The organism is Pseudomonas sp. C6002 (assembly GCF_013385805.1).
In the GTDB taxonomy this organism is placed as follows: Bacteria; Pseudomonadota; Gammaproteobacteria; order Pseudomonadales; family Pseudomonadaceae; genus Aquipseudomonas.
This window is the reverse complement of record NZ_JACAPH010000029.1, coordinates 171,133-188,630: the sequence shown is the minus strand read 5'-3', so window position 1 is coordinate 188,630 and position 17,498 is coordinate 171,133. Positions and strand designations below refer to the sequence as shown.

The window sequence follows — 17,498 nt, the reverse complement described above, 5'->3', positions numbered from 1 at the left end:
AAAGGCCTTGAAAGACCTACTGAATTTGCTGAAAAACCAGGGTCAAGTCGAAGAGTTCGACGCCATCCGTATTGGGTTGGCATCGCCTGAGATGATCCGTTCGTGGTCGTTCGGTGAAGTTAAAAAGCCGGAAACCATTAACTACCGTACGTTCAAACCAGAACGTGACGGCCTGTTCTGCGCCAAGATCTTTGGCCCGGTAAAGGATTACGAGTGCCTGTGCGGTAAGTACAAGCGCTTGAAGCACCGTGGTGTGATCTGCGAGAAGTGCGGCGTTGAAGTTGCACTGGCCAAGGTTCGTCGTGAGCGCATGGCGCACATCGAACTGGCTTCGCCGGTTGCCCACATCTGGTTCCTGAAATCGCTGCCGTCCCGTATCGGCTTGCTGATGGACATGACCCTGCGTGATATCGAACGCGTTCTCTACTTCGAGAGCTATGTCGTTATCGATCCAGGCATGACCACCCTTGAAAAGGGTCAGCTGCTCAACGACGAGCAGTACTTCGAAGCGCTGGAAGAGTTCGGCGACGATTTCGATGCCCGCATGGGTGCCGAAGCTGTCCGCGAACTGCTGCACGCTATCGACCTGGAACACGAGATTGGCCGTCTGCGTGAAGAAATTCCGCAAACCAACTCCGAAACCAAGATCAAGAAACTGTCCAAGCGTCTGAAGTTGATGGAAGCCTTCCAGGGTTCCGGCAACTTGCCAGAGTGGATGGTGCTGACCGTTCTGCCGGTTCTGCCGCCAGACCTGCGTCCGCTGGTACCGTTGGATGGCGGTCGCTTCGCGACTTCCGACCTCAACGACCTGTACCGTCGCGTGATCAACCGTAACAACCGCTTGAAGCGTCTGCTCGACCTGTCCGCTCCGGACATCATCGTGCGCAACGAAAAGCGTATGTTGCAAGAAGCTGTCGATGCCCTGCTCGACAACGGTCGTCGTGGCCGCGCTATCACCGGTTCGAACAAGCGTCCTCTGAAATCCCTGGCTGACATGATCAAGGGTAAGCAAGGTCGTTTCCGTCAGAACTTGCTCGGTAAGCGTGTTGACTACTCCGGTCGTTCGGTAATTACCGTAGGCCCGACCCTGCGTCTGCACCAGTGCGGTCTGCCGAAGAAGATGGCTCTCGAGCTGTTCAAGCCGTTCATTTTCGGCAAGCTGGAAATGCGTGGTCTCGCGACCACCATCAAAGCTGCCAAGAAAATGGTCGAGCGCGAGCTGCCAGAGGTTTGGGACGTTCTCGCTGAAGTGATCCGTGAACACCCGGTTCTCCTCAACCGTGCACCGACCCTTCACCGTCTGGGTATCCAGGCGTTTGAGCCAGTACTGATCGAAGGTAAGGCTATCCAGCTGCACCCGCTGGTCTGTGCTGCGTACAACGCCGACTTCGACGGCGACCAAATGGCCGTGCACGTACCGCTGACGCTGGAAGCCCAGCTGGAAGCGCGTGCGTTGATGATGTCGACCAACAACATTCTGTCGCCAGCCAACGGTGAGCCAATCATCGTTCCGTCGCAGGACGTTGTATTGGGTCTGTACTACATGACTCGTGAAGCGATCAACGCCAAGGGCGAAGGTCGTGTGTTCGCGGATCTGCAGGAAGTTGACCGTGTGTTCCGTGCCGGCGAAGCCGCACTGCACGCCAAGGTTAAAGTCCGCATCCACGAAACCATCAACGATCGTGACGGTGGCAGCGTCAAGAACACCCGTATCGTCGACACCACTGTCGGCCGTGCGCTGCTGTTCCAGGTTGTTCCACCTGGCCTGTCGTACGACGTGGTCAACCAGCCAATGAAGAAAAAGGCGATCTCCAAGCTGATCAACCAGTGCTACCGCGTGGTTGGTTTGAAAGAGACCGTTATCTTCGCTGACCAGTTGATGTACACCGGTTTTGCTTATTCGACCATTTCCGGCGTTTCCATCGGTGTTAACGACTTCGTTATCCCGGACGAGAAAGCCGCCATCATCGGTGCTGCCACCGATGAAGTGAAAGAGATCGAAAGCCAGTACGCCTCCGGCCTGGTAACCCAGGGCGAGAAGTACAACAAAGTGATCGACCTTTGGTCCAAGGCCAACGACGAAGTGTCGAAGGCGATGATGTCGAACCTCTCGAAAGAGCGTGTTATCGACCGTCATGGCGTGGAAGTCGATCAAGAGTCGTTCAACTCGATGTACATGATGGCCGACTCGGGCGCACGGGGTTCTGCTGCGCAGATCCGTCAGCTCGCCGGTATGCGTGGCCTGATGGCCAAGCCGGACGGTTCCATCATCGAAACGCCGATTACTGCGAACTTCCGTGAAGGTTTGAGCGTACTTCAGTACTTCATCTCGACTCACGGTGCTCGTAAAGGTCTGGCGGATACCGCGTTGAAAACCGCTAACTCCGGTTACCTGACTCGTCGTCTGGTAGACGTTGCGCAAGACTTGGTTGTGACTGAAGTTGACTGCGGCACCGAACACGGTCTGCTGATGACTCCGCACATCGAAGGCGGCGACGTTGTAGAACCGTTGGGTGAGCGCGTACTGGGTCGAGTAATCGCCCGTGACGTATTCAAGCCAGGTACCGAGGAAGTCATCGTTCCTGCCGGCACCCTGGTAGACGAGAAGTGGGTCGAGTTCATCGAACTCAACAGCATCGACGAAGTGATTGTTCGCTCGCCGATCAGCTGCGAAACCCGCTACGGCATTTGCGCCAAGTGCTACGGCCGTGACTTGGCTCGTGGTCACCAGGTGAACATCGGTGAAGCGGTCGGCGTTATCGCTGCCCAGTCCATCGGTGAGCCGGGTACCCAGCTGACCATGCGTACGTTCCACATCGGTGGTGCGGCAAGCCGGACCTCCGCCGCCGACAGCGTTCAGGTGAAGAATGGCGGTACCGTCCGTCTGCACAACCTGAAGCACGTTGAGCGAGTGGATGGCCACCTGGTTGCTGTGTCCCGTTCCGGTGAGCTGGCAATCGCTGATGACTACGGTCGTGAGCGCGAGCGTTACAAGCTGCCGTACGGTGCTGTGATTTCGGTTAAAGAAGGTGACAAGGTCGACGCTGGCGCAATCGTGGCCAAGTGGGATCCGCACACTCACCCAATCGTTACCGAAATGAAAGGTACCGTGACCTACGTGGGCATGGAAGAAGGCATCACGATCAAGCGTCAGACTGACGAATTGACCGGTATGACCAACATTGAAGTACTCGACGCCAAAGACCGTCCAGCTGCAGGCAAAGATATCCGTCCTGCCGTGAAGATGGTTGATGACAACGGCAAGGATCTGTTGCTGCCAGGCACTGACGTTATCGCTCAGTACTTCCTGCCAGCCAACGCCCTGGTCGGTGTTGCGGATGGTGCGAAGATCGCGATCGGTGATGTTATCGCTCGTATCCCGCAAGAAACCTCGAAGACCCGTGACATCACCGGTGGTCTGCCGCGTGTTGCCGACTTGTTCGAAGCTCGTCGTCCGAAAGAAGCGTCGATTCTGGCTGAAGTCAGCGGCACCATCGCGTTCGGTAAAGAGACCAAGGGCAAGCGCCGCCTGGTTATCACCCCGAACGACGGTAGCGATCCGTACGAAGAGCTGATTCCGAAGTGGCGTCACCTGAACGTCTTCGAAGGCGAACAGGTAAACCGCGGCGAAGTTATCTCCGACGGCCCGAGCGATCCACACGACATCCTGCGTCTGCTGGGTGTGAGTGCGCTGGCCAAGTACATCGTTAACGAGATCCAGGACGTTTACCGTCTGCAAGGCGTGAAGATCAACGATAAGCACATCGAGACCATCCTGCGTCAGATGCTGCGTAAAGTTGAAATCGCTGAATCCGGCGATTCGAGTTTCATCAAGGGCGACCAGATGGAACTGACTCACGTACTGGTAGAGAACGAGCGCCTGGCGAACGACGAGAAATTCGTTTCCAAGTTCACTCGTGTGTTGCTGGGTATCACCAAGGCGTCGTTGTCCACTGAGTCGTTCATCTCGGCGGCCTCCTTCCAGGAGACCACTCGCGTACTGACCGAAGCAGCGGTAACCGGCAAGCGCGATTACCTGCGCGGCCTGAAAGAAAACGTGGTTGTGGGTCGTCTGATCCCGGCCGGTACCGGTTTGGCCTACCACAGCGAGCGTAAGCGTCGCCGTGAACTCGACAAGCCGTTGCGCGTAAGCGCCAGTGAAGTGGAAGCTGCACTGACCGAAGCGCTGAACTCAAGCGGTAACTGAGTTCTGCGGTAAATAAGACCGGGCCCTGGCAGCCCCGTTCGTCGGATCGAGACAGATTTGTCCCGGTTCGATGGAAGGGGAGGTCGGGGCCTTGCCTTGACTGGGGACAAGATCCTCTTTAGACTCTTGTACCCCTAAATTTGGCGGGAATTCGTTCCTGCCATTTTGCTTTTCTTGCAAGACAATAGCGTCGCAAGACAACAGTGGAGCTAGTAGATGGCAACTATCAACCAGCTGGTACGTCAGCCGCGTAAGCGTATCGTCGAGAAATCCGACGTGCCTGCGCTGCAGAACTGCCCGCAACGTCGTGGCGTATGCACTCGCGTGTATACCACTACGCCGAAAAAACCTAACTCGGCACTGCGTAAAGTATGCCGTGTGCGCCTGACCAACGGTTTCGAGGTTTCCTCGTACATCGGCGGTGAAGGTCACAACCTGCAAGAGCACAGCGTGGTACTGATCCGCGGCGGTCGTGTAAAAGACTTGCCAGGTGTTCGTTACCACACCGTACGCGGCTCCTTGGATACTTCCGGCGTTAAAGGTCGTAACCAGGGTCGTTCGAAGTACGGTACCAAGAAGCCTAAGTAGTAGCGGCTTTTTGTAAAACTGAATCATCTTATTTTCTGAGTCGATAAGAGTAAGGTCGGAGGCGTCCCGAAAGGGCACCGATTCCGAGCGAACCTGAAGACCGTTTGAGGGCTTATCCATGCCAAGAAGACGCGTAGCAGCCAAGCGCGAAGTGCTTGACGATCCAAAATACGGAAGCCAAATCCTGGCCAAGTTCATGAACCACGTAATGGAAAGCGGCAAGAAAGCCGTTGCCGAGCGTATCGTTTATGGCGCGCTGGAAAAGGTTAAAGAACGCAAGAACAGCGACCCCCTGGAAATCTTCGAGAAAGCTCTCGACGCCATCGCTCCGCTGGTCGAAGTGAAGTCGCGCCGTGTAGGCGGTGCTACTTACCAGGTTCCGGTTGAAGTTCGCCCGTCCCGTCGTAACGCTTTGGCAATGCGCTGGTTGGTAGACTTCGCCCGTAAGCGCGGCGAGAAGTCTATGGCCCTGCGTTTGGCTGGCGAACTGTTGGACGCTGCTGAAGGTAAAGGTGCTGCTGTTAAGAAGCGTGAAGACGTGCACCGTATGGCTGAAGCCAACAAAGCTTTCTCGCACTACCGCTTCTAATTCTAGCTTCACTAATTTTGCGAGGGCTTTATGGCTCGTACTACTCCGATTAGCCGCTACCGTAACATCGGTATCGTTGCTCACGTGGATGCTGGTAAAACCACCACCACCGAGCGCGTACTGTTTTACACCGGCAAAAGTCACAAAATGGGCGAGGTGCATGACGGCGCCGCGACCACAGACTGGATGGTTCAGGAGCAGGAGCGTGGTATTACCATTACTTCTGCTGCTATTACCGCCTTCTGGAAAGGTTCCGAGAAGCAGTACAAGGACGAGCACCGCTTCAACGTAATCGATACCCCGGGCCACGTAGACTTCACCATTGAAGTTGAGCGTTCCCTGCGTGTACTCGACGGCGCTGTCGTTGTGTTCTGCGGTACTTCGGGTGTTGAGCCTCAGTCGGAAACCGTATGGCGTCAGGCCAACAAGTACGGCGTTCCACGTCTTGTTTACGTAAACAAGATGGACCGTGCTGGTGCCAACTTCCTGCGCGTGATCGGTCAGATCAAACAGCGTCTGGGTCACACTCCGGTGCCAATCCAGTTGGCTATCGGTTCCGAAGACAACTTCCAGGGTCAGATCGATCTGATCAACATGGAAGCTGTTTACTGGAATGACGCTGACAAAGGCATGGTTCCTGTTCGTAAGCCTATCCCTGCAGAACTGCAGGAGCTGGCTGACGAGTGGCGTAACAACATGGTTGAGGCTGCTGCCGAAGCCAGCGAAGAGCTGATGAACAAGTACCTCGAAGGTGAAGAACTCACCAACGTGGAAATCAAGGCCGCTCTGCGTCAGCGTACTATCGCTGGTGAGATCGTTCTGGCTGTTTGCGGTTCTTCCTTCAAGAACAAGGGTGTTCCCCTGGTTCTCGACGCCGTTATCGACTACCTGCCTGCTCCAACCGACATTCCTGCTATCAAGGGTACCAACCCTGATAACGAGGAAGAAGAGATGGAGCGTCACGCCGATGACAGCGAGCCGTTCTCGGCTCTGGCGTTCAAGATCGCTACTGACCCATTCGTGGGTACTTTGACCTTCGTCCGCGTTTACTCGGGCGTGTTGGCCTCCGGCGACGGCGTGATCAACTCGGTTAAAGGCAAGAAAGAGCGCGTGGGTCGTATGGTGCAAATGCACGCAAACGCCCGTGAAGAGATCAAGGAAGTACGCGCTGGTGACATCGCGGCCCTGATCGGCATGAAGGACGTCACTACTGGTGAGACCTTGTGCGACGCTGCCAAGCCAATCATCCTGGTTCGCATGGACTTCCCGGAGCCGGTTATTTCGGTTGCCGTTGAGCCTAAGACCAAGGATGACCAGGAAAAAATGGGTATCGCTCTGGGCAAGCTTGCTCAGGAAGATCCATCTTTCCGCGTCAAGACTGATGAAGAGACTGGTCAAACGATCATCTCCGGCATGGGCGAGCTTCACCTGGACATCCTGGTTGACCGGATGCGCCGTGAGTTCAACGTCGAAGCCAACATCGGTAAGCCTCAGGTTTCCTATCGTGAGCGCATCACGAAGAACTGCGAAATCGAAGGCAAATTCGTTCGTCAGTCCGGCGGTCGTGGCCAGTTCGGCCATTGCTGGATCCGTTTTGCTCCTGCTGATGAAGGTCAGGAAGGTCTGCAATTCGTGAACGAAGTAGTGGGCGGTGTTGTTCCTAAGGAATACATCCCGGCTATCCAGAAGGGTATCGAAGAGCAGATGAAGAACGGTGTTGTTGCCGGCTATCCGCTCATCGGCCTGAAGGCGACCGTTTTTGACGGTTCTTACCACGACGTCGACTCCAACGAGATGGCGTTTAAGGTGGCTGCTTCCATGGCTACCAAGCAACTGGCCCAGAAGGGCGGTGGTGAGTTGCTTGAGCCAATCATGGCAGTAGAAGTCGTTACGCCTGAAGACTACATGGGTGACGTGATGGGCGACCTTAACCGTCGTCGCGGCATGATCTTGGGTATGGAAGATACGGTTTCCGGCAAAGTGATTCGTGCCGAGGTTCCGTTGGGCGAGATGTTCGGTTATGCGACCGACGTTCGTTCCATGTCTCAGGGTCGCGCAAGCTACTCTATGGAATTCAAAAAATACAACACAGCTCCGGCGCACATCGCTGAAACTGTATCCAAAAAACAAGGCTGATTCAGTCCTTTAGGCAAGGAGTTAATTGTCGTGGCTAAAGAAAAATTTGATCGTTCCCTACCGCACGTAAACGTTGGCACTATCGGCCACGTTGACCACGGTAAAACCACTCTGACCGCTGCTCTGACTCGCGTCTGCTCCGAAGTTTTCGGTTCGGCTCGTGTTGACTTCGACAAGATCGACAGCGCACCAGAAGAAAAAGCTCGTGGTATCACCATCAACACCGCGCACGTTGAATACAACTCGCTGATCCGTCACTACGCTCACGTTGACTGCCCAGGTCACGCTGACTATGTGAAGAACATGATCACCGGTGCTGCCCAGATGGACGGCGCGATCCTGGTTTGCTCGGCCGCTGATGGTCCGATGCCACAAACCCGTGAGCACATCCTGCTGTCCCGTCAGGTAGGCGTTCCGTACATCGTGGTTTTCCTGAACAAGGCTGACCTGGTAGACGACGCTGAGCTGCTGGAACTGGTTGAGATGGAAGTGCGCGATCTGCTGAGCACTTACGACTTCCCGGGCGACGACACTCCGATCATCATCGGTTCTGCTCGTATGGCTCTGGACGGTCTTGACGACAACGAAATGGGCACCACTGCCGTTCGTAAACTGGTTGAGACTCTGGACAGCTACATCCCAGATCCAGTTCGTGTTATCGACAAGCCGTTCCTGATGCCAATCGAAGACGTATTCTCGATCTCCGGTCGTGGTACTGTTGTGACTGGTCGTATCGAGCGCGGTATCGTTAAGGTTCAAGATCCACTGGAAATCGTTGGTCTGCGTGACACTACCGTCACCACCTGCACCGGTGTTGAAATGTTCCGTAAACTGCTCGACGAAGGTCGTGCAGGCGAGAACTGCGGCGTTCTGCTGCGTGGTACCAAGCGTGACGACGTTGAGCGTGGCCAGGTTCTGGTCAAGCCAGGTTCGGTTAAGCCGCACACTACCTTCGAAGCTGAAGTGTACGTGTTGAGCAAAGAAGAAGGCGGTCGTCACACTCCGTTCTTCAAAGGCTACCGTCCACAGTTCTACTTCCGGACCACTGACGTGACCGGTAACTGCGAACTGCCGGAAGGCGTTGAAATGGTAATGCCAGGCGACAACATCAAAATGGTTGTCACCCTGATCAAAACCATCGCAATGGAAGATGGTCTGCGTTTCGCTATCCGTGAAGGCGGTCGTACCGTCGGCGCTGGCGTCGTAGCCAAAATCATCGCTTAATAAGTGATGACTTGAAAAAGCCCCCGCTCAGCGGGGGCTTTTTTATTGAGTTGACACCCATATGGGGCGTCTATAGAATTGCGCCTCCTTTTAACGGGCGTGTTGCGCTCGCTGGGAATAGCAGCCGGAGTCTGAAATCCAATGGCAAATCAGCAAATTCGTATCAGGTTGAAGGCTTTTGACCACAAACTGATCGACCAATCCACCCAGGAAATCGTGGAAACCGCGAAACGTACTGGTGCTCAAGTGCGTGGTCCAATTCCACTGCCTACCCGTAAAGAGCGGTTCACCGTTCTGGTCTCCCCGCACGTCAACAAAGACGCGCGTGACCAGTACGAGATCCGTACTCATAAGCGCGTGCTGGACATCGTCCTGCCAACGGATAAAACCGTTGATGCACTTATGAAGCTTGATCTGGCGGCCGGTGTGGAAGTACAGATCAGCCTCGGCTAAGACTTGGGTCTTAGTCGTGTAACGCTCTGAAATGGGCGGCCATAGCGGGTGAAAGCCCCGTACACTCATGAGGTTTACAACATGACTATTGGTGTAGTCGGTCGTAAATGCGGTATGACCCGTATTTTCACCGAAGAAGGTGTCTCCATTCCGGTCACGGTCATTGAGATCGAACCGAATCGCGTCACCCAGTTTAAAACTGAAGAAACCGATGGCTATCGTGCAGTGCAAGTCACTGTCGGCGAGCGTCGTGCTTCGCGTGTGACTGCTGCTCAAGCAGGTCACTTCGCTAAAGCAAACGTTGCAGCTGGTCGTACTGTCATGGAGTTCCGTCTTGAAGACGGCGACTACCAGGCTGGCGATCTGATCAACGCTGAAATCTTCGCCGCTGGTCAACTGGTTGATGTAACCGGTCAGTCCAAGGGTAAAGGCTTCCAGGGTACGATCAAGCGTTGGAATTTCCGTGGCCAAGACAACACTCACGGTAACTCCGTTTCCCACCGCGTCCCGGGCTCTATTGGCCAGTGCCAGACTCCTGGTCGTGTATTCAAGGGCAAAAAAATGTCCGGTCATATGGGCGCTGAGCGCGTGACCGTGCAGTCCCTCGAAGTAGTGCGCGTCGACGCTGAACGCAATCTGTTGTTGGTCAAGGGTGCTGTTCCTGGCGCTACTGGCGGCAACCTGGTTGTACGTCCAGCGGCCAAGGCTCGCGGTTAAGGGGAAGCTGACATGCAATTAAACGTAAATGACGCTCAAGCGATCGAAGTTTCCGAACTGACATTTGGCGGCGAATTCAACGAGACGCTGGTTCACCAAGCAGTCGTGGCCTACATGGCCGGCGGCCGTCAAGGTAGCAAGCAGCAAAAGACCCGTTCCGACGTTCGTGGTGGCGGTAAGCGCCCTTGGCGTCAGAAAGGTACTGGCCGCGCTCGTGCCGGTACTATCCGTAGCCCAATCTGGCGTGGCGGCGGTACCACTTTCGCAGCACGTCCACAGGATCACACCCAGAAGCTCAACAAGAAGATGTATCGCGCAGCACTGCGCTCCATCCTTGCTGAACTCGTGCGTACTGATCGTCTGGTCGTGGTTCAGGACTTCGCTGTTGAAGCGCCGAAAACCAAAGATCTGCTGAACAAGCTGAACGGCATGGGCCTGACTGACGTCCTGATCGTGTCTGAAGCTGTTGATCAGAACCTGTACCTGGCTGCTCGCAACCTGCCACACGTTGATGTACGTGACGTGCAAGGTTCCGATCCAGTTAGTCTGATCGCATACGACAAGGTGTTGATCACCGTGTCGGCCGTGAAGAAATTCGAGGAGCTGCTGGGATGAACCAGGAACGCGTATTTAAAGTTCTGCTTGGCCCGCACGTTTCCGAAAAGGCTACGGTTCTGGCTGACAAGAAAGGCCAGTTCGTTTTCAAGGTTGCAACTGACGCAACCAAGCTGGAAATCAAGAAGGCCGTCGAAAGCCTGTTCAGCGTGAAAGTAGAGCGTGTTACTACCCTGAATGTTCTGGGTAAGAGCAAGCGCACTGCTCGCGGTCTGGGCAAGCGTAATGACTGGAAGAAGGCAGTTATCTCCCTTCAGCCAGGCCAAGATCTCGATTTCAGCAGCAGTGCTGAGTAAGGAAGGGGTGCATCATGGCAATCGTTAAATGCAAACCGACTTCCCCTGGCCGCCGTTTTGTGGTCAAGGTGGTCAACCAGGAGCTGCATAAAGGCGCTCCTCACGCACCGCTGCTCGAGAAGAAATCGAAGACTGGTGGTCGTAACAACAATGGTCGTATTACCACTCGTCACATCGGTGGTGGCCATAAGCAGCATTATCGTCTGGTCGACTTCCGTCGCAACGACAAAGATGGCATCGCTGCCACTGTCGAGCGTATCGAATACGATCCAAACCGTACTGCTCACATCGCTCTGCTGCTGTACGCAGATGGCGAGCGTCGCTACATCATCGCCCCTAAAGGCGTGAGTGCTGGTGACCAGCTGATCGCAGGTGCTTTGGCACCGATCAAGCCGGGCAACGCTCTGCAACTGCGCAACATTCCAGTTGGTAGCACCGTACACGGCATCGAATTGAAGCCGGGTAAAGGCGCGCAAATCGCTCGTTCCGCTGGTGCTTCGGCTCAGCTGATCGCTCGTGAAGGTGTCTACGTGACCCTGCGTCTGCGCTCTGGTGAAATGCGTAAAGTATTGGCTGAATGCCGTGCGACCCTGGGCGAAGTCTCGAACTCCGAGCACAGCCTGCGTTCGCTGGGTAAAGCTGGTGCCAAACGCTGGCGTGGCGTTCGCCCAACCGTTCGTGGTGTTGCCATGAACCCGGTTGACCACCCACACGGTGGTGGTGAAGGTCGTACCTCTGGTGGTCGTCATCCGGTATCGCCATGGGGCTTCCCGACTAAGGGCGCGAAGACTCGTGGTAATAAGCGTACCGACAAAATGATCGTCCGTCGTCGCAAGTAAATAGAGGGATACGACAGTGCCACGTTCTCTGAAAAAAGGTCCTTTTATTGATCTTCACCTACTGAAGAAGATCGAAGTGGCGGCGGAAAAGAACGATCGCAAACCGGTGAAAACCTGGTCGCGTCGTTCGATGATCCTGCCACAAATGGTCGGTCTGACCATTGCAGTGCATAACGGTCGTCAACATGTTCCAGTTCTCGTGAACGAAGACATGGTCGGCCACAAACTAGGCGAGTTTGCCGGTACCCGCACATATCGTGGGCACGTGGCAGACAAGAAAGCCAAGCGTTAAGGGGTAAGGAACGATGGAAGTAGCCGCTAAGTTGTCGGGCGCTCGAATCTCCGCCCAGAAAGCCCGCTTGGTCGCCGACCAGATCCGCGGGAAGAAGGTGGGCGAAGCGCTCAACCTGTTGGCTTTCAGCAGTAAGAAAGCCGCCGAGATCATCAAGAAAGTGCTGGAGTCGGCCGTAGCCAACGCCGAGCACAACGAAGGCGCAGACGTTGATGACCTGAAGGTCAGCACCGTTTTCGTCAACGAAGGGCGTTCGCTGAAGCGCATCATGCCTCGTGCCAAAGGCCGAGCTGATCGCATCGTCAAGCGGTCTTGCCATATCACTGTCAAGGTTGCTGACAAGTAACGGAGTCGAAGAGATGGGTCAGAAAGTACATCCCATTGGCATTCGCCTGGGAATCGTCAAGGAGCACACCTCCGTCTGGTACGCAGACGGTCGGACTTATGCGGACTACTTGTTCGCTGATCTGAAGGTGCGTGAGTATCTCCAAGACAAACTAAAAAGCGCGTCCGTGAGCCGTATCGATATCCATCGTCCTGCTCAAACTGCACGTATCACCATCCACACCGCTCGTCCAGGTATCGTTATCGGGAAGAAAGGTGAAGATGTTGAGAAACTGCGTCAGGACCTGACCAAGCAAATGGGTGTGCCTGTGCACATCAATATCGAAGAGATCCGCAAGCCGGAGCTCGACGGTATGCTGGTTGCGCAGAGCGTAGCTCAGCAGCTGGAGCGTCGCGTAATGTTCCGTCGCGCTATGAAGCGCGCAGTACAGAACGCCATGCGCATTGGTGCCAAAGGCATCAAAATCCAAGTGAGCGGTCGTCTCGGCGGTGCTGAAATCGCACGTACTGAATGGTATCGCGAAGGTCGTGTGCCACTGCACACCCTGCGTGCCGACATCGACTATGCCAACTACGAAGCTCACACCACCTACGGTGTGATCGGTGTAAAGGTTTGGATCTTCAAAGGCGAAGTAATTGGTGGTCGCCAAGAAGAACTGAAACCACAAGCACCAGCGCCTCGTAAAAAAGCTGCTAAGTAAGGGGTACGCCAAATGTTGCAACCAAAGCGTACGAAGTTCCGCAAGCAGATGACAGGCCACAACCGTGGTCTGGCTCAGCGCGGTAGCAAAGTCAGCTTCGGCGAATATGCGCTGAAGTCTGTAGCTCGTGGTCGTCTCACCGCTCGTCAGATCGAGTCAGCGCGTCGTGCACTGACCCGTCACGTTAAACGTGGCGGCAAGATCTGGATCCGTGTATTCCCGGACAAGCCTATCTCCAAAAAGCCCCTCGAAGTTCGGATGGGTAAAGGTAAGGGTAACGTGGAATATTGGGTTGCCCAGATTCAGCCAGGCAAAGTCCTGTATGAAATCGAGGGTGTTACTGAAGAGCTGGCGCGTGAGGCTTTCGCCCTGGCTGCTGCAAAGCTGCCGCTCGCCACCTCCTTTGTTAAACGGACGGTGATGTGATGAAAGCGAATGAACTTCGTGAAAAATCCGCACAGCAGCTGAACGAGCAACTGCTCGGCCTGCTGCGCGACCAGTTCAATCTGCGTATGCAGAAAGCAACTGGCCAGTTGGGGCAGTCTCATCTGCTCTCGCAAGTTAAGCGTGACATTGCTCGCGTGAAGACTGTGCTCAACCAGCAGGCAGGTAAGTGATCATGGCTGAAGCCGAAAAGACTGTCCGTACGCTGACTGGCCGTGTTGTCAGCGACAAGATGGACAAAACCATCACCGTTTTGATCGAGCGTCGCGTTAAGCACCCGATCTACGGTAAATACGTTAAGCGTTCGACTAAGCTGCACGCGCACGACGAAACCAACCAGTGCCACATCGGCGACAAAGTCACTATTCGTGAAACTCGTCCGTTGGCCAAGACCAAGTCTTGGGCCCTGGTTGATGTTCTCGAACGCGCTGTGGAAGTCTAAGGACTAGGGGTCGGAGAAATTATATGATTCAGACTCAATCCATGCTCGATGTGGCCGATAACAGCGGCGCACGCCGCGTTATGTGCATCAAGGTGCTGGGTGGCTCCCATCGTCGTTACGCTGGTATCGGTGACATCATCAAAGTTACCGTGAAGGAAGCAATTCCTCGCGGTAAAGTGAAAAAAGGCCAAGTGATGACTGCTGTTGTAGTCCGCACTCGTCACGGCGTACGCCGTGCAGATGGCTCCATTATCCGCTTTGATGGCAACGCTGCTGTTCTTCTGAACAACAAGCAAGAGCCGATCGGCACCCGTATCTTTGGGCCAGTGACCCGTGAACTTCGTACTGAGAAGTTCATGAAGATCGTCTCGCTCGCCCCAGAAGTGCTGTAAGGAGATCCGACATGCAAAAGATTCGTCGTGACGACGAGATCATCGTGATCGCCGGCAAAGACAAAGGTAAGCGCGGTAAGGTGCTGAAGGTTCTTGCTGATGACCGTCTGGTCGTTGGTGGTCTGAACCTGGTCAAGCGTCATACCAAGCCTAACCCGATGTCGGGCGTACAAGGCGGTATCGTCGAGAAAGAAGCGCCACTGCACGCTTCTAACGTCGCCATCTTCAACGGCGAAACCAACAAGGCTGACCGCGTTGGTTTCAAAGTAGAAGACGGTAAGAAAATTCGTGTCTTCAAGTCGACCCAAAAAGCGGTTGATGCTTGAACACTGCTAGGTAGAAGACCATGGCACGACTAAAAGAGATTTACCGGAAGGAAATCGCACCGAAACTTAAGGAAGAACTTAAGCTTTCGAACGTGATGGAAGTTCCGCGCGTTACCAAAATCACCCTGAACATGGGTCTGGGCGAAGCGATCGGCGACAAAAAAGTCATCGAGCACGCTGTTGCTGACCTGGAAAAGATCACCGGCCAAAAAGTCGTTGTGACCTACGCTCGTAAATCCATCGCTGGCTTTAAAGTCCGTGAAGGATGGCCGATCGGCGTCAAAGTGACTCTGCGCCGTGAGCGTATGTACGAATTCCTGGATCGTCTGCTGTCGATCTCCCTGCCTCGGGTCCGCGACTTCCGCGGCCTGAATGCCAAGTCCTTCGATGGTCGTGGTAACTACAGCATGGGCGTTAAAGAGCAGATCATCTTCCCGGAAATCGACTACGACAAGATCGATGCTCTCCGCGGTCTGGACATCACCCTGACCACCACTGCCAAGAACGATGATGAAGGCCGCGCTCTGCTGCGTGCGTTCAAATTCCCGTTCCGCAACTGATTGGAGTAGGACCATGGCCAAGATGAGCATGAAAAACCGCGAGCTGAAGCGTCAGCTCACGGTTGCCAAGTACGCCAAGAAGCGTGCAGCACTGAAAGCAATCATCGTTGATCTGAACGCAAGTCCAGAAGCGCGTTGGGAAGCTACAGTTGCTCTGCAGAAGCAGCCACGTGACGCAAGCGCTTCGCGCATGCGTAACCGCTGCCGCCTGACCGGTCGTCCACACGGCGTTTACCGCAAGTTCGGCCTCGGCCGTAACAAACTGCGTGAAGCGGCAATGCGTGGTGACGTACCAGGTCTGGTTAAAGCCAGCTGGTAAGTACGTTCGAAGTCTCGGTGGCCAGGATCGCAAGATACTGACCGCCGGTGGCCTAGAATCTGGAACAAGCCCCTTTTGGGGCTTGTTTCATTTCCGGAGTGTGTCTAAAATACGCGGCTCGCCTGAGCCCGTGTGTTTTGTGCTCGGAGATTCTCGGCGACACGTAATGGCCGCAAGGCTAATTTTTTTGTATTAGGAGCGTCTAGCCATGAGTATGCAGGACCCGTTAGCGGACATGCTAACTCGTATCCGTAATGCCCAGATGGCTGAAAAGTCCGTCGTAAGCATGCCATCTTCCACGTTGAAGGTTGCTGTTGCCAAAGTCCTGAAAGACGAAGGCTACATTGCGGGTTATCAGATCAGCAGCGAAATCAAACCACTGCTGTCCATCGAGCTGAAGTACTTCGAAGGCCGTCCGGTCATCGAAGAAGTGAAGCGCGTTAGCCGTCCAGGCCTGCGTCAGTACAAGTCCGTTGATGATCTGCCAAAAGTTCGTGGCGGTCTCGGTGTGTCTATCGTCTCCACCAACAAAGGTGTGATGACGGATCGTGCTGCGCGCGCTGCCGGTGTCGGCGGCGAAGTTCTTTGCACTGTGTTCTAAGGGGGGATAAGCATGTCACGCGTCGCTAAGAACCCCGTTAAGCTGCCAGCCGGTGTCGAAGTAAAATTCGCAGGTCAACAGCTTTCGGTGAAGGGTGCCAAGGGCACTCTGGAACTGAATATCCATTCGTCCGTTGAGATCGTTGAAGAAGCTGGTGAGCTGCGTTTCGCTGCTCGCAATGGCGATCAACAAACTCGCGCAATGGCCGGTACCACTCGTGCGTTGGTAAACAACATGGTCCAAGGCGTAAGCCAAGGCTTCGAGCGCAAGCTCCAGCTGGTCGGTGTTGGTTACAAAGCGCAAGCAAAAGGCACGGTTCTGAACCTGGCCCTTGGCTTCTCGCACCCAGTGGATTACGAACTGCCGGAAGGCATCACCGCTGAGACCCCTAGCCAAACCGATATCCTGATCAAGGGTATTGATAAGCAGCTGGTAGGTCAGGTGGCCGCTGAGATCCGCGACTTCCGTCCACCAGAGCCGTACAAAGGCAAAGGTGTGCGCTACGCGGACGAAGTCGTCCGTCGTAAAGAAGCCAAGAAGAAGTAGGGCATAGCAAATGACCGACAAAAAAGTTACTCGACTGCGTCGCGCTCGCAAAGCACGCCTGAAAATGCACGAACTCGAAGTCGTGCGTCTCTGCGTGTTCCGCTCGTCGCAGCACATCTACGCCCAGGTCATCTCGGCCGACGGCAACAAAGTCCTGGCAAGCGCCTCGACTTTGGATAAAGAACTGCGTGATGGTGCCACTGGCAACATCGACGCGGCCACTAAGGTTGGCCAGCTGGTCGCTACGCGTGCTAAGGCCGCCGGCGTCTCGCAAGTGGCTTTCGACCGCTCTGGCTTCAAGTACCACGGCCGCGTGAAAGCGCTGGCTGATGCTGCTCGTGAAGCTGGGCTGGAGTTCTAAGTTATGTCAAATAACGACCAAAAGCGCGACGAAGGCTACATTGAGAAGCTGGTTCAAGTTAACCGCGTAGCCAAAACCGTTAAAGGCGGCCGTATCTTCACTTTCACCGCGTTGACCGTGGTAGGTGATGGTAAAGGGCGCGTTGGCTTCGGCCGTGGCAAGTCACGTGAAGTGCCTGCTGCGATCCAGAAGGCAATGGAAGCTGCTCGTCGCAACATGATCCAAGTTGATCTGAACGGCACCACTCTGCAGTACGCAATGAAGTCCGCTCACGGCGCTTCGAAGGTGTACATGCAGCCTGCCTCTGAAGGTACCGGTATCATCGCTGGCGGCGCTATGCGTGCTGTCCTCGAAGTTGCTGGCGTTCAGAACGTTCTGGCCAAGTGCTACGGCTCGACTAACCCGGTAAACGTGGTTCACGCCACTTTCAAGGGTTTGAAAGCAATGCAGTCTCCTGAATCCATTGCCGCCAAGCGTGGCAAAAGCGTCAAGGAGATCTTCTGAT

The 17,498-nt window shown here is 54.9% G+C and carries 24 protein-coding genes; all 24 read left to right on the top strand.

Features of this window, described 5'->3' with window-relative positions; genetic code table 11:
• Positions 1 to 7 precede the first annotated feature (7 nt).
• A complete protein-coding gene (gene rpoC / locus HX817_RS19610) occupies positions 8 to 4,207 on the top strand; it encodes a DNA-directed RNA polymerase subunit beta' (RefSeq protein WP_003210090.1) in 4,200 nt (1,399 codons plus the stop codon).
• Between the two features lie 216 nt (positions 4,208 to 4,423).
• Entirely contained in the window at positions 4,424 to 4,795 is a 372-nt protein-coding gene (gene rpsL / locus HX817_RS19605) for a 30S ribosomal protein S12 (protein ID WP_002555494.1), read from the top strand.
• Between the two features lie 118 nt (positions 4,796 to 4,913).
• On the top strand, positions 4,914 to 5,384 hold the full coding sequence (rpsG, locus tag HX817_RS19600) for a 30S ribosomal protein S7 (protein ID WP_002555493.1): 471 nt from the start codon (positions 4,914 to 4,916) through the stop codon (positions 5,382 to 5,384).
• Between the two features lie 30 nt (positions 5,385 to 5,414).
• A complete protein-coding gene (fusA, locus tag HX817_RS19595; RefSeq protein ID WP_003210087.1) occupies positions 5,415 to 7,520 on the top strand; it encodes an elongation factor G in 2,106 nt (701 codons plus the stop codon).
• 30 nt (positions 7,521 to 7,550) lie between these two features.
• The gene (gene tuf / locus HX817_RS19590; RefSeq protein WP_003210085.1) at positions 7,551 to 8,744 is read left to right on the top strand and encodes an elongation factor Tu; all 1,194 of its coding nucleotides are present in this window, start codon (positions 7,551 to 7,553) and stop codon (positions 8,742 to 8,744) included.
• A 141-nt stretch (positions 8,745 to 8,885) separates the two neighbouring features.
• Entirely contained in the window at positions 8,886 to 9,197 is a 312-nt protein-coding gene (gene rpsJ / locus HX817_RS19585; protein WP_003210084.1) for a 30S ribosomal protein S10, read from the top strand.
• A gap of 81 nt (positions 9,198 to 9,278) precedes the next feature.
• Positions 9,279 to 9,914, top strand: a complete 636-nt coding sequence (gene rplC / locus HX817_RS19580; RefSeq protein ID WP_003194649.1) for a 50S ribosomal protein L3 — start codon at positions 9,279 to 9,281, stop codon at positions 9,912 to 9,914.
• A 12-nt stretch (positions 9,915 to 9,926) separates the two neighbouring features.
• Positions 9,927 to 10,529: a 50S ribosomal protein L4 gene (gene rplD / locus HX817_RS19575; protein ID WP_003210082.1), complete on the top strand. Its 603-nt coding sequence runs from the start codon at positions 9,927 to 9,929 to the stop codon at positions 10,527 to 10,529.
• Positions 10,526 to 10,825, top strand: a complete 300-nt coding sequence (gene rplW, locus HX817_RS19570) for a 50S ribosomal protein L23 (protein WP_002555488.1) — start codon at positions 10,526 to 10,528, stop codon at positions 10,823 to 10,825. Before rplD ends, rplW begins: the two co-directional genes overlap by 4 nt.
• 14 nt (positions 10,826 to 10,839) lie before the next feature.
• Positions 10,840 to 11,664: a 50S ribosomal protein L2 gene (gene rplB, locus HX817_RS19565; protein ID WP_003210080.1), complete on the top strand. Its 825-nt coding sequence runs from the start codon at positions 10,840 to 10,842 to the stop codon at positions 11,662 to 11,664.
• Between the two features lie 16 nt (positions 11,665 to 11,680).
• Entirely contained in the window at positions 11,681 to 11,956 is a 276-nt protein-coding gene (gene rpsS / locus HX817_RS19560; RefSeq protein WP_002555486.1) for a 30S ribosomal protein S19, read from the top strand.
• A 13-nt stretch (positions 11,957 to 11,969) separates the two neighbouring features.
• A complete protein-coding gene (rplV, locus tag HX817_RS19555; protein ID WP_003210077.1) occupies positions 11,970 to 12,302 on the top strand; it encodes a 50S ribosomal protein L22 in 333 nt (110 codons plus the stop codon).
• Positions 12,303 to 12,315: 13 nt separating this feature from the next.
• The gene (rpsC, locus tag HX817_RS19550) at positions 12,316 to 13,002 is read left to right on the top strand and encodes a 30S ribosomal protein S3 (RefSeq protein ID WP_003176422.1); all 687 of its coding nucleotides are present in this window, start codon (positions 12,316 to 12,318) and stop codon (positions 13,000 to 13,002) included.
• A 12-nt stretch (positions 13,003 to 13,014) separates the two neighbouring features.
• Positions 13,015 to 13,428 (top strand): 50S ribosomal protein L16, encoded by a 414-nt coding sequence (rplP, locus tag HX817_RS19545; protein WP_003210075.1) that lies wholly within the window; start codon positions 13,015 to 13,017, stop codon positions 13,426 to 13,428.
• A complete protein-coding gene (rpmC, locus tag HX817_RS19540; RefSeq protein WP_002555481.1) occupies positions 13,428 to 13,619 on the top strand; it encodes a 50S ribosomal protein L29 in 192 nt (63 codons plus the stop codon). The genes rplP and rpmC overlap by 1 nt, the downstream gene beginning before the upstream one ends.
• A gap of 2 nt (positions 13,620 to 13,621) precedes the next feature.
• Positions 13,622 to 13,888, top strand: coding sequence for a 30S ribosomal protein S17 (gene rpsQ, locus HX817_RS19535; RefSeq protein ID WP_003176419.1), 267 nt, complete (start codon positions 13,622 to 13,624; stop codon positions 13,886 to 13,888).
• 23 nt (positions 13,889 to 13,911) lie between these two features.
• The gene (gene rplN / locus HX817_RS19530; RefSeq protein WP_002555479.1) at positions 13,912 to 14,280 is read left to right on the top strand and encodes a 50S ribosomal protein L14; all 369 of its coding nucleotides are present in this window, start codon (positions 13,912 to 13,914) and stop codon (positions 14,278 to 14,280) included.
• An 11-nt stretch (positions 14,281 to 14,291) separates the two neighbouring features.
• Positions 14,292 to 14,606 carry a 50S ribosomal protein L24 gene (gene rplX, locus HX817_RS19525; RefSeq protein WP_007896770.1) on the top strand — a complete coding sequence of 105 codons (315 nt, stop codon included), beginning with the start codon at positions 14,292 to 14,294 and terminating at the stop codon, positions 14,604 to 14,606.
• A 20-nt stretch (positions 14,607 to 14,626) separates the two neighbouring features.
• Entirely contained in the window at positions 14,627 to 15,166 is a 540-nt protein-coding gene (rplE, locus tag HX817_RS19520) for a 50S ribosomal protein L5 (RefSeq protein ID WP_003210069.1), read from the top strand.
• A 13-nt stretch (positions 15,167 to 15,179) separates the two neighbouring features.
• Positions 15,180 to 15,485, top strand: a complete 306-nt coding sequence (rpsN, locus tag HX817_RS19515) for a 30S ribosomal protein S14 (RefSeq protein ID WP_003176414.1) — start codon at positions 15,180 to 15,182, stop codon at positions 15,483 to 15,485.
• Positions 15,486 to 15,693: 208 nt separating this feature from the next.
• The gene (rpsH, locus tag HX817_RS19510; RefSeq protein WP_003186040.1) at positions 15,694 to 16,086 is read left to right on the top strand and encodes a 30S ribosomal protein S8; all 393 of its coding nucleotides are present in this window, start codon (positions 15,694 to 15,696) and stop codon (positions 16,084 to 16,086) included.
• Positions 16,087 to 16,098: 12 nt separating this feature from the next.
• Positions 16,099 to 16,632 carry a 50S ribosomal protein L6 gene (gene rplF / locus HX817_RS19505; protein WP_003176412.1) on the top strand — a complete coding sequence of 178 codons (534 nt, stop codon included), beginning with the start codon at positions 16,099 to 16,101 and terminating at the stop codon, positions 16,630 to 16,632.
• A 10-nt stretch (positions 16,633 to 16,642) separates the two neighbouring features.
• Entirely contained in the window at positions 16,643 to 16,993 is a 351-nt protein-coding gene (gene rplR, locus HX817_RS19500) for a 50S ribosomal protein L18 (protein ID WP_003186037.1), read from the top strand.
• Between the two features lie 3 nt (positions 16,994 to 16,996).
• The gene (gene rpsE / locus HX817_RS19495) at positions 16,997 to 17,497 is read left to right on the top strand and encodes a 30S ribosomal protein S5 (protein WP_003186035.1); all 501 of its coding nucleotides are present in this window, start codon (positions 16,997 to 16,999) and stop codon (positions 17,495 to 17,497) included.
• Position 17,498: the final 1 nt, after the last annotated feature.

Coding starts and splice junctions, on each gene's coding strand:
- rpsL (WP_002555494.1), top strand. CDS start 4,424: ATGGCAACTATCAACCAGCTGGTACGTCAGCCGCGTAAGCGTATCGTC.
- rpsG (WP_002555493.1), top strand. CDS start 4,914: ATGCCAAGAAGACGCGTAGCAGCCAAGCGCGAAGTGCTTGACGATCCA.
- fusA (WP_003210087.1), top strand. CDS start 5,415: ATGGCTCGTACTACTCCGATTAGCCGCTACCGTAACATCGGTATCGTT.
- rpsJ (WP_003210084.1), top strand. CDS start 8,886: ATGGCAAATCAGCAAATTCGTATCAGGTTGAAGGCTTTTGACCACAAA.
- rplC (WP_003194649.1), top strand. CDS start 9,279: ATGACTATTGGTGTAGTCGGTCGTAAATGCGGTATGACCCGTATTTTC.
- rplD (WP_003210082.1), top strand. CDS start 9,927: ATGCAATTAAACGTAAATGACGCTCAAGCGATCGAAGTTTCCGAACTG.
- rplW (WP_002555488.1), top strand. CDS start 10,526: ATGAACCAGGAACGCGTATTTAAAGTTCTGCTTGGCCCGCACGTTTCC.
- rplB (WP_003210080.1), top strand. CDS start 10,840: ATGGCAATCGTTAAATGCAAACCGACTTCCCCTGGCCGCCGTTTTGTG.
- rplV (WP_003210077.1), top strand. CDS start 11,970: ATGGAAGTAGCCGCTAAGTTGTCGGGCGCTCGAATCTCCGCCCAGAAA.
- rpsC (WP_003176422.1), top strand. CDS start 12,316: ATGGGTCAGAAAGTACATCCCATTGGCATTCGCCTGGGAATCGTCAAG.
- rplP (WP_003210075.1), top strand. CDS start 13,015: ATGTTGCAACCAAAGCGTACGAAGTTCCGCAAGCAGATGACAGGCCAC.
- rpmC (WP_002555481.1), top strand. CDS start 13,428: ATGAAAGCGAATGAACTTCGTGAAAAATCCGCACAGCAGCTGAACGAG.
- rpsQ (WP_003176419.1), top strand. CDS start 13,622: ATGGCTGAAGCCGAAAAGACTGTCCGTACGCTGACTGGCCGTGTTGTC.
- rplN (WP_002555479.1), top strand. CDS start 13,912: ATGATTCAGACTCAATCCATGCTCGATGTGGCCGATAACAGCGGCGCA.
- rplX (WP_007896770.1), top strand. CDS start 14,292: ATGCAAAAGATTCGTCGTGACGACGAGATCATCGTGATCGCCGGCAAA.
- rplE (WP_003210069.1), top strand. CDS start 14,627: ATGGCACGACTAAAAGAGATTTACCGGAAGGAAATCGCACCGAAACTT.
- rpsN (WP_003176414.1), top strand. CDS start 15,180: ATGGCCAAGATGAGCATGAAAAACCGCGAGCTGAAGCGTCAGCTCACG.
- rpsH (WP_003186040.1), top strand. CDS start 15,694: ATGAGTATGCAGGACCCGTTAGCGGACATGCTAACTCGTATCCGTAAT.
- rplF (WP_003176412.1), top strand. CDS start 16,099: ATGTCACGCGTCGCTAAGAACCCCGTTAAGCTGCCAGCCGGTGTCGAA.
- rplR (WP_003186037.1), top strand. CDS start 16,643: ATGACCGACAAAAAAGTTACTCGACTGCGTCGCGCTCGCAAAGCACGC.
- rpsE (WP_003186035.1), top strand. CDS start 16,997: ATGTCAAATAACGACCAAAAGCGCGACGAAGGCTACATTGAGAAGCTG.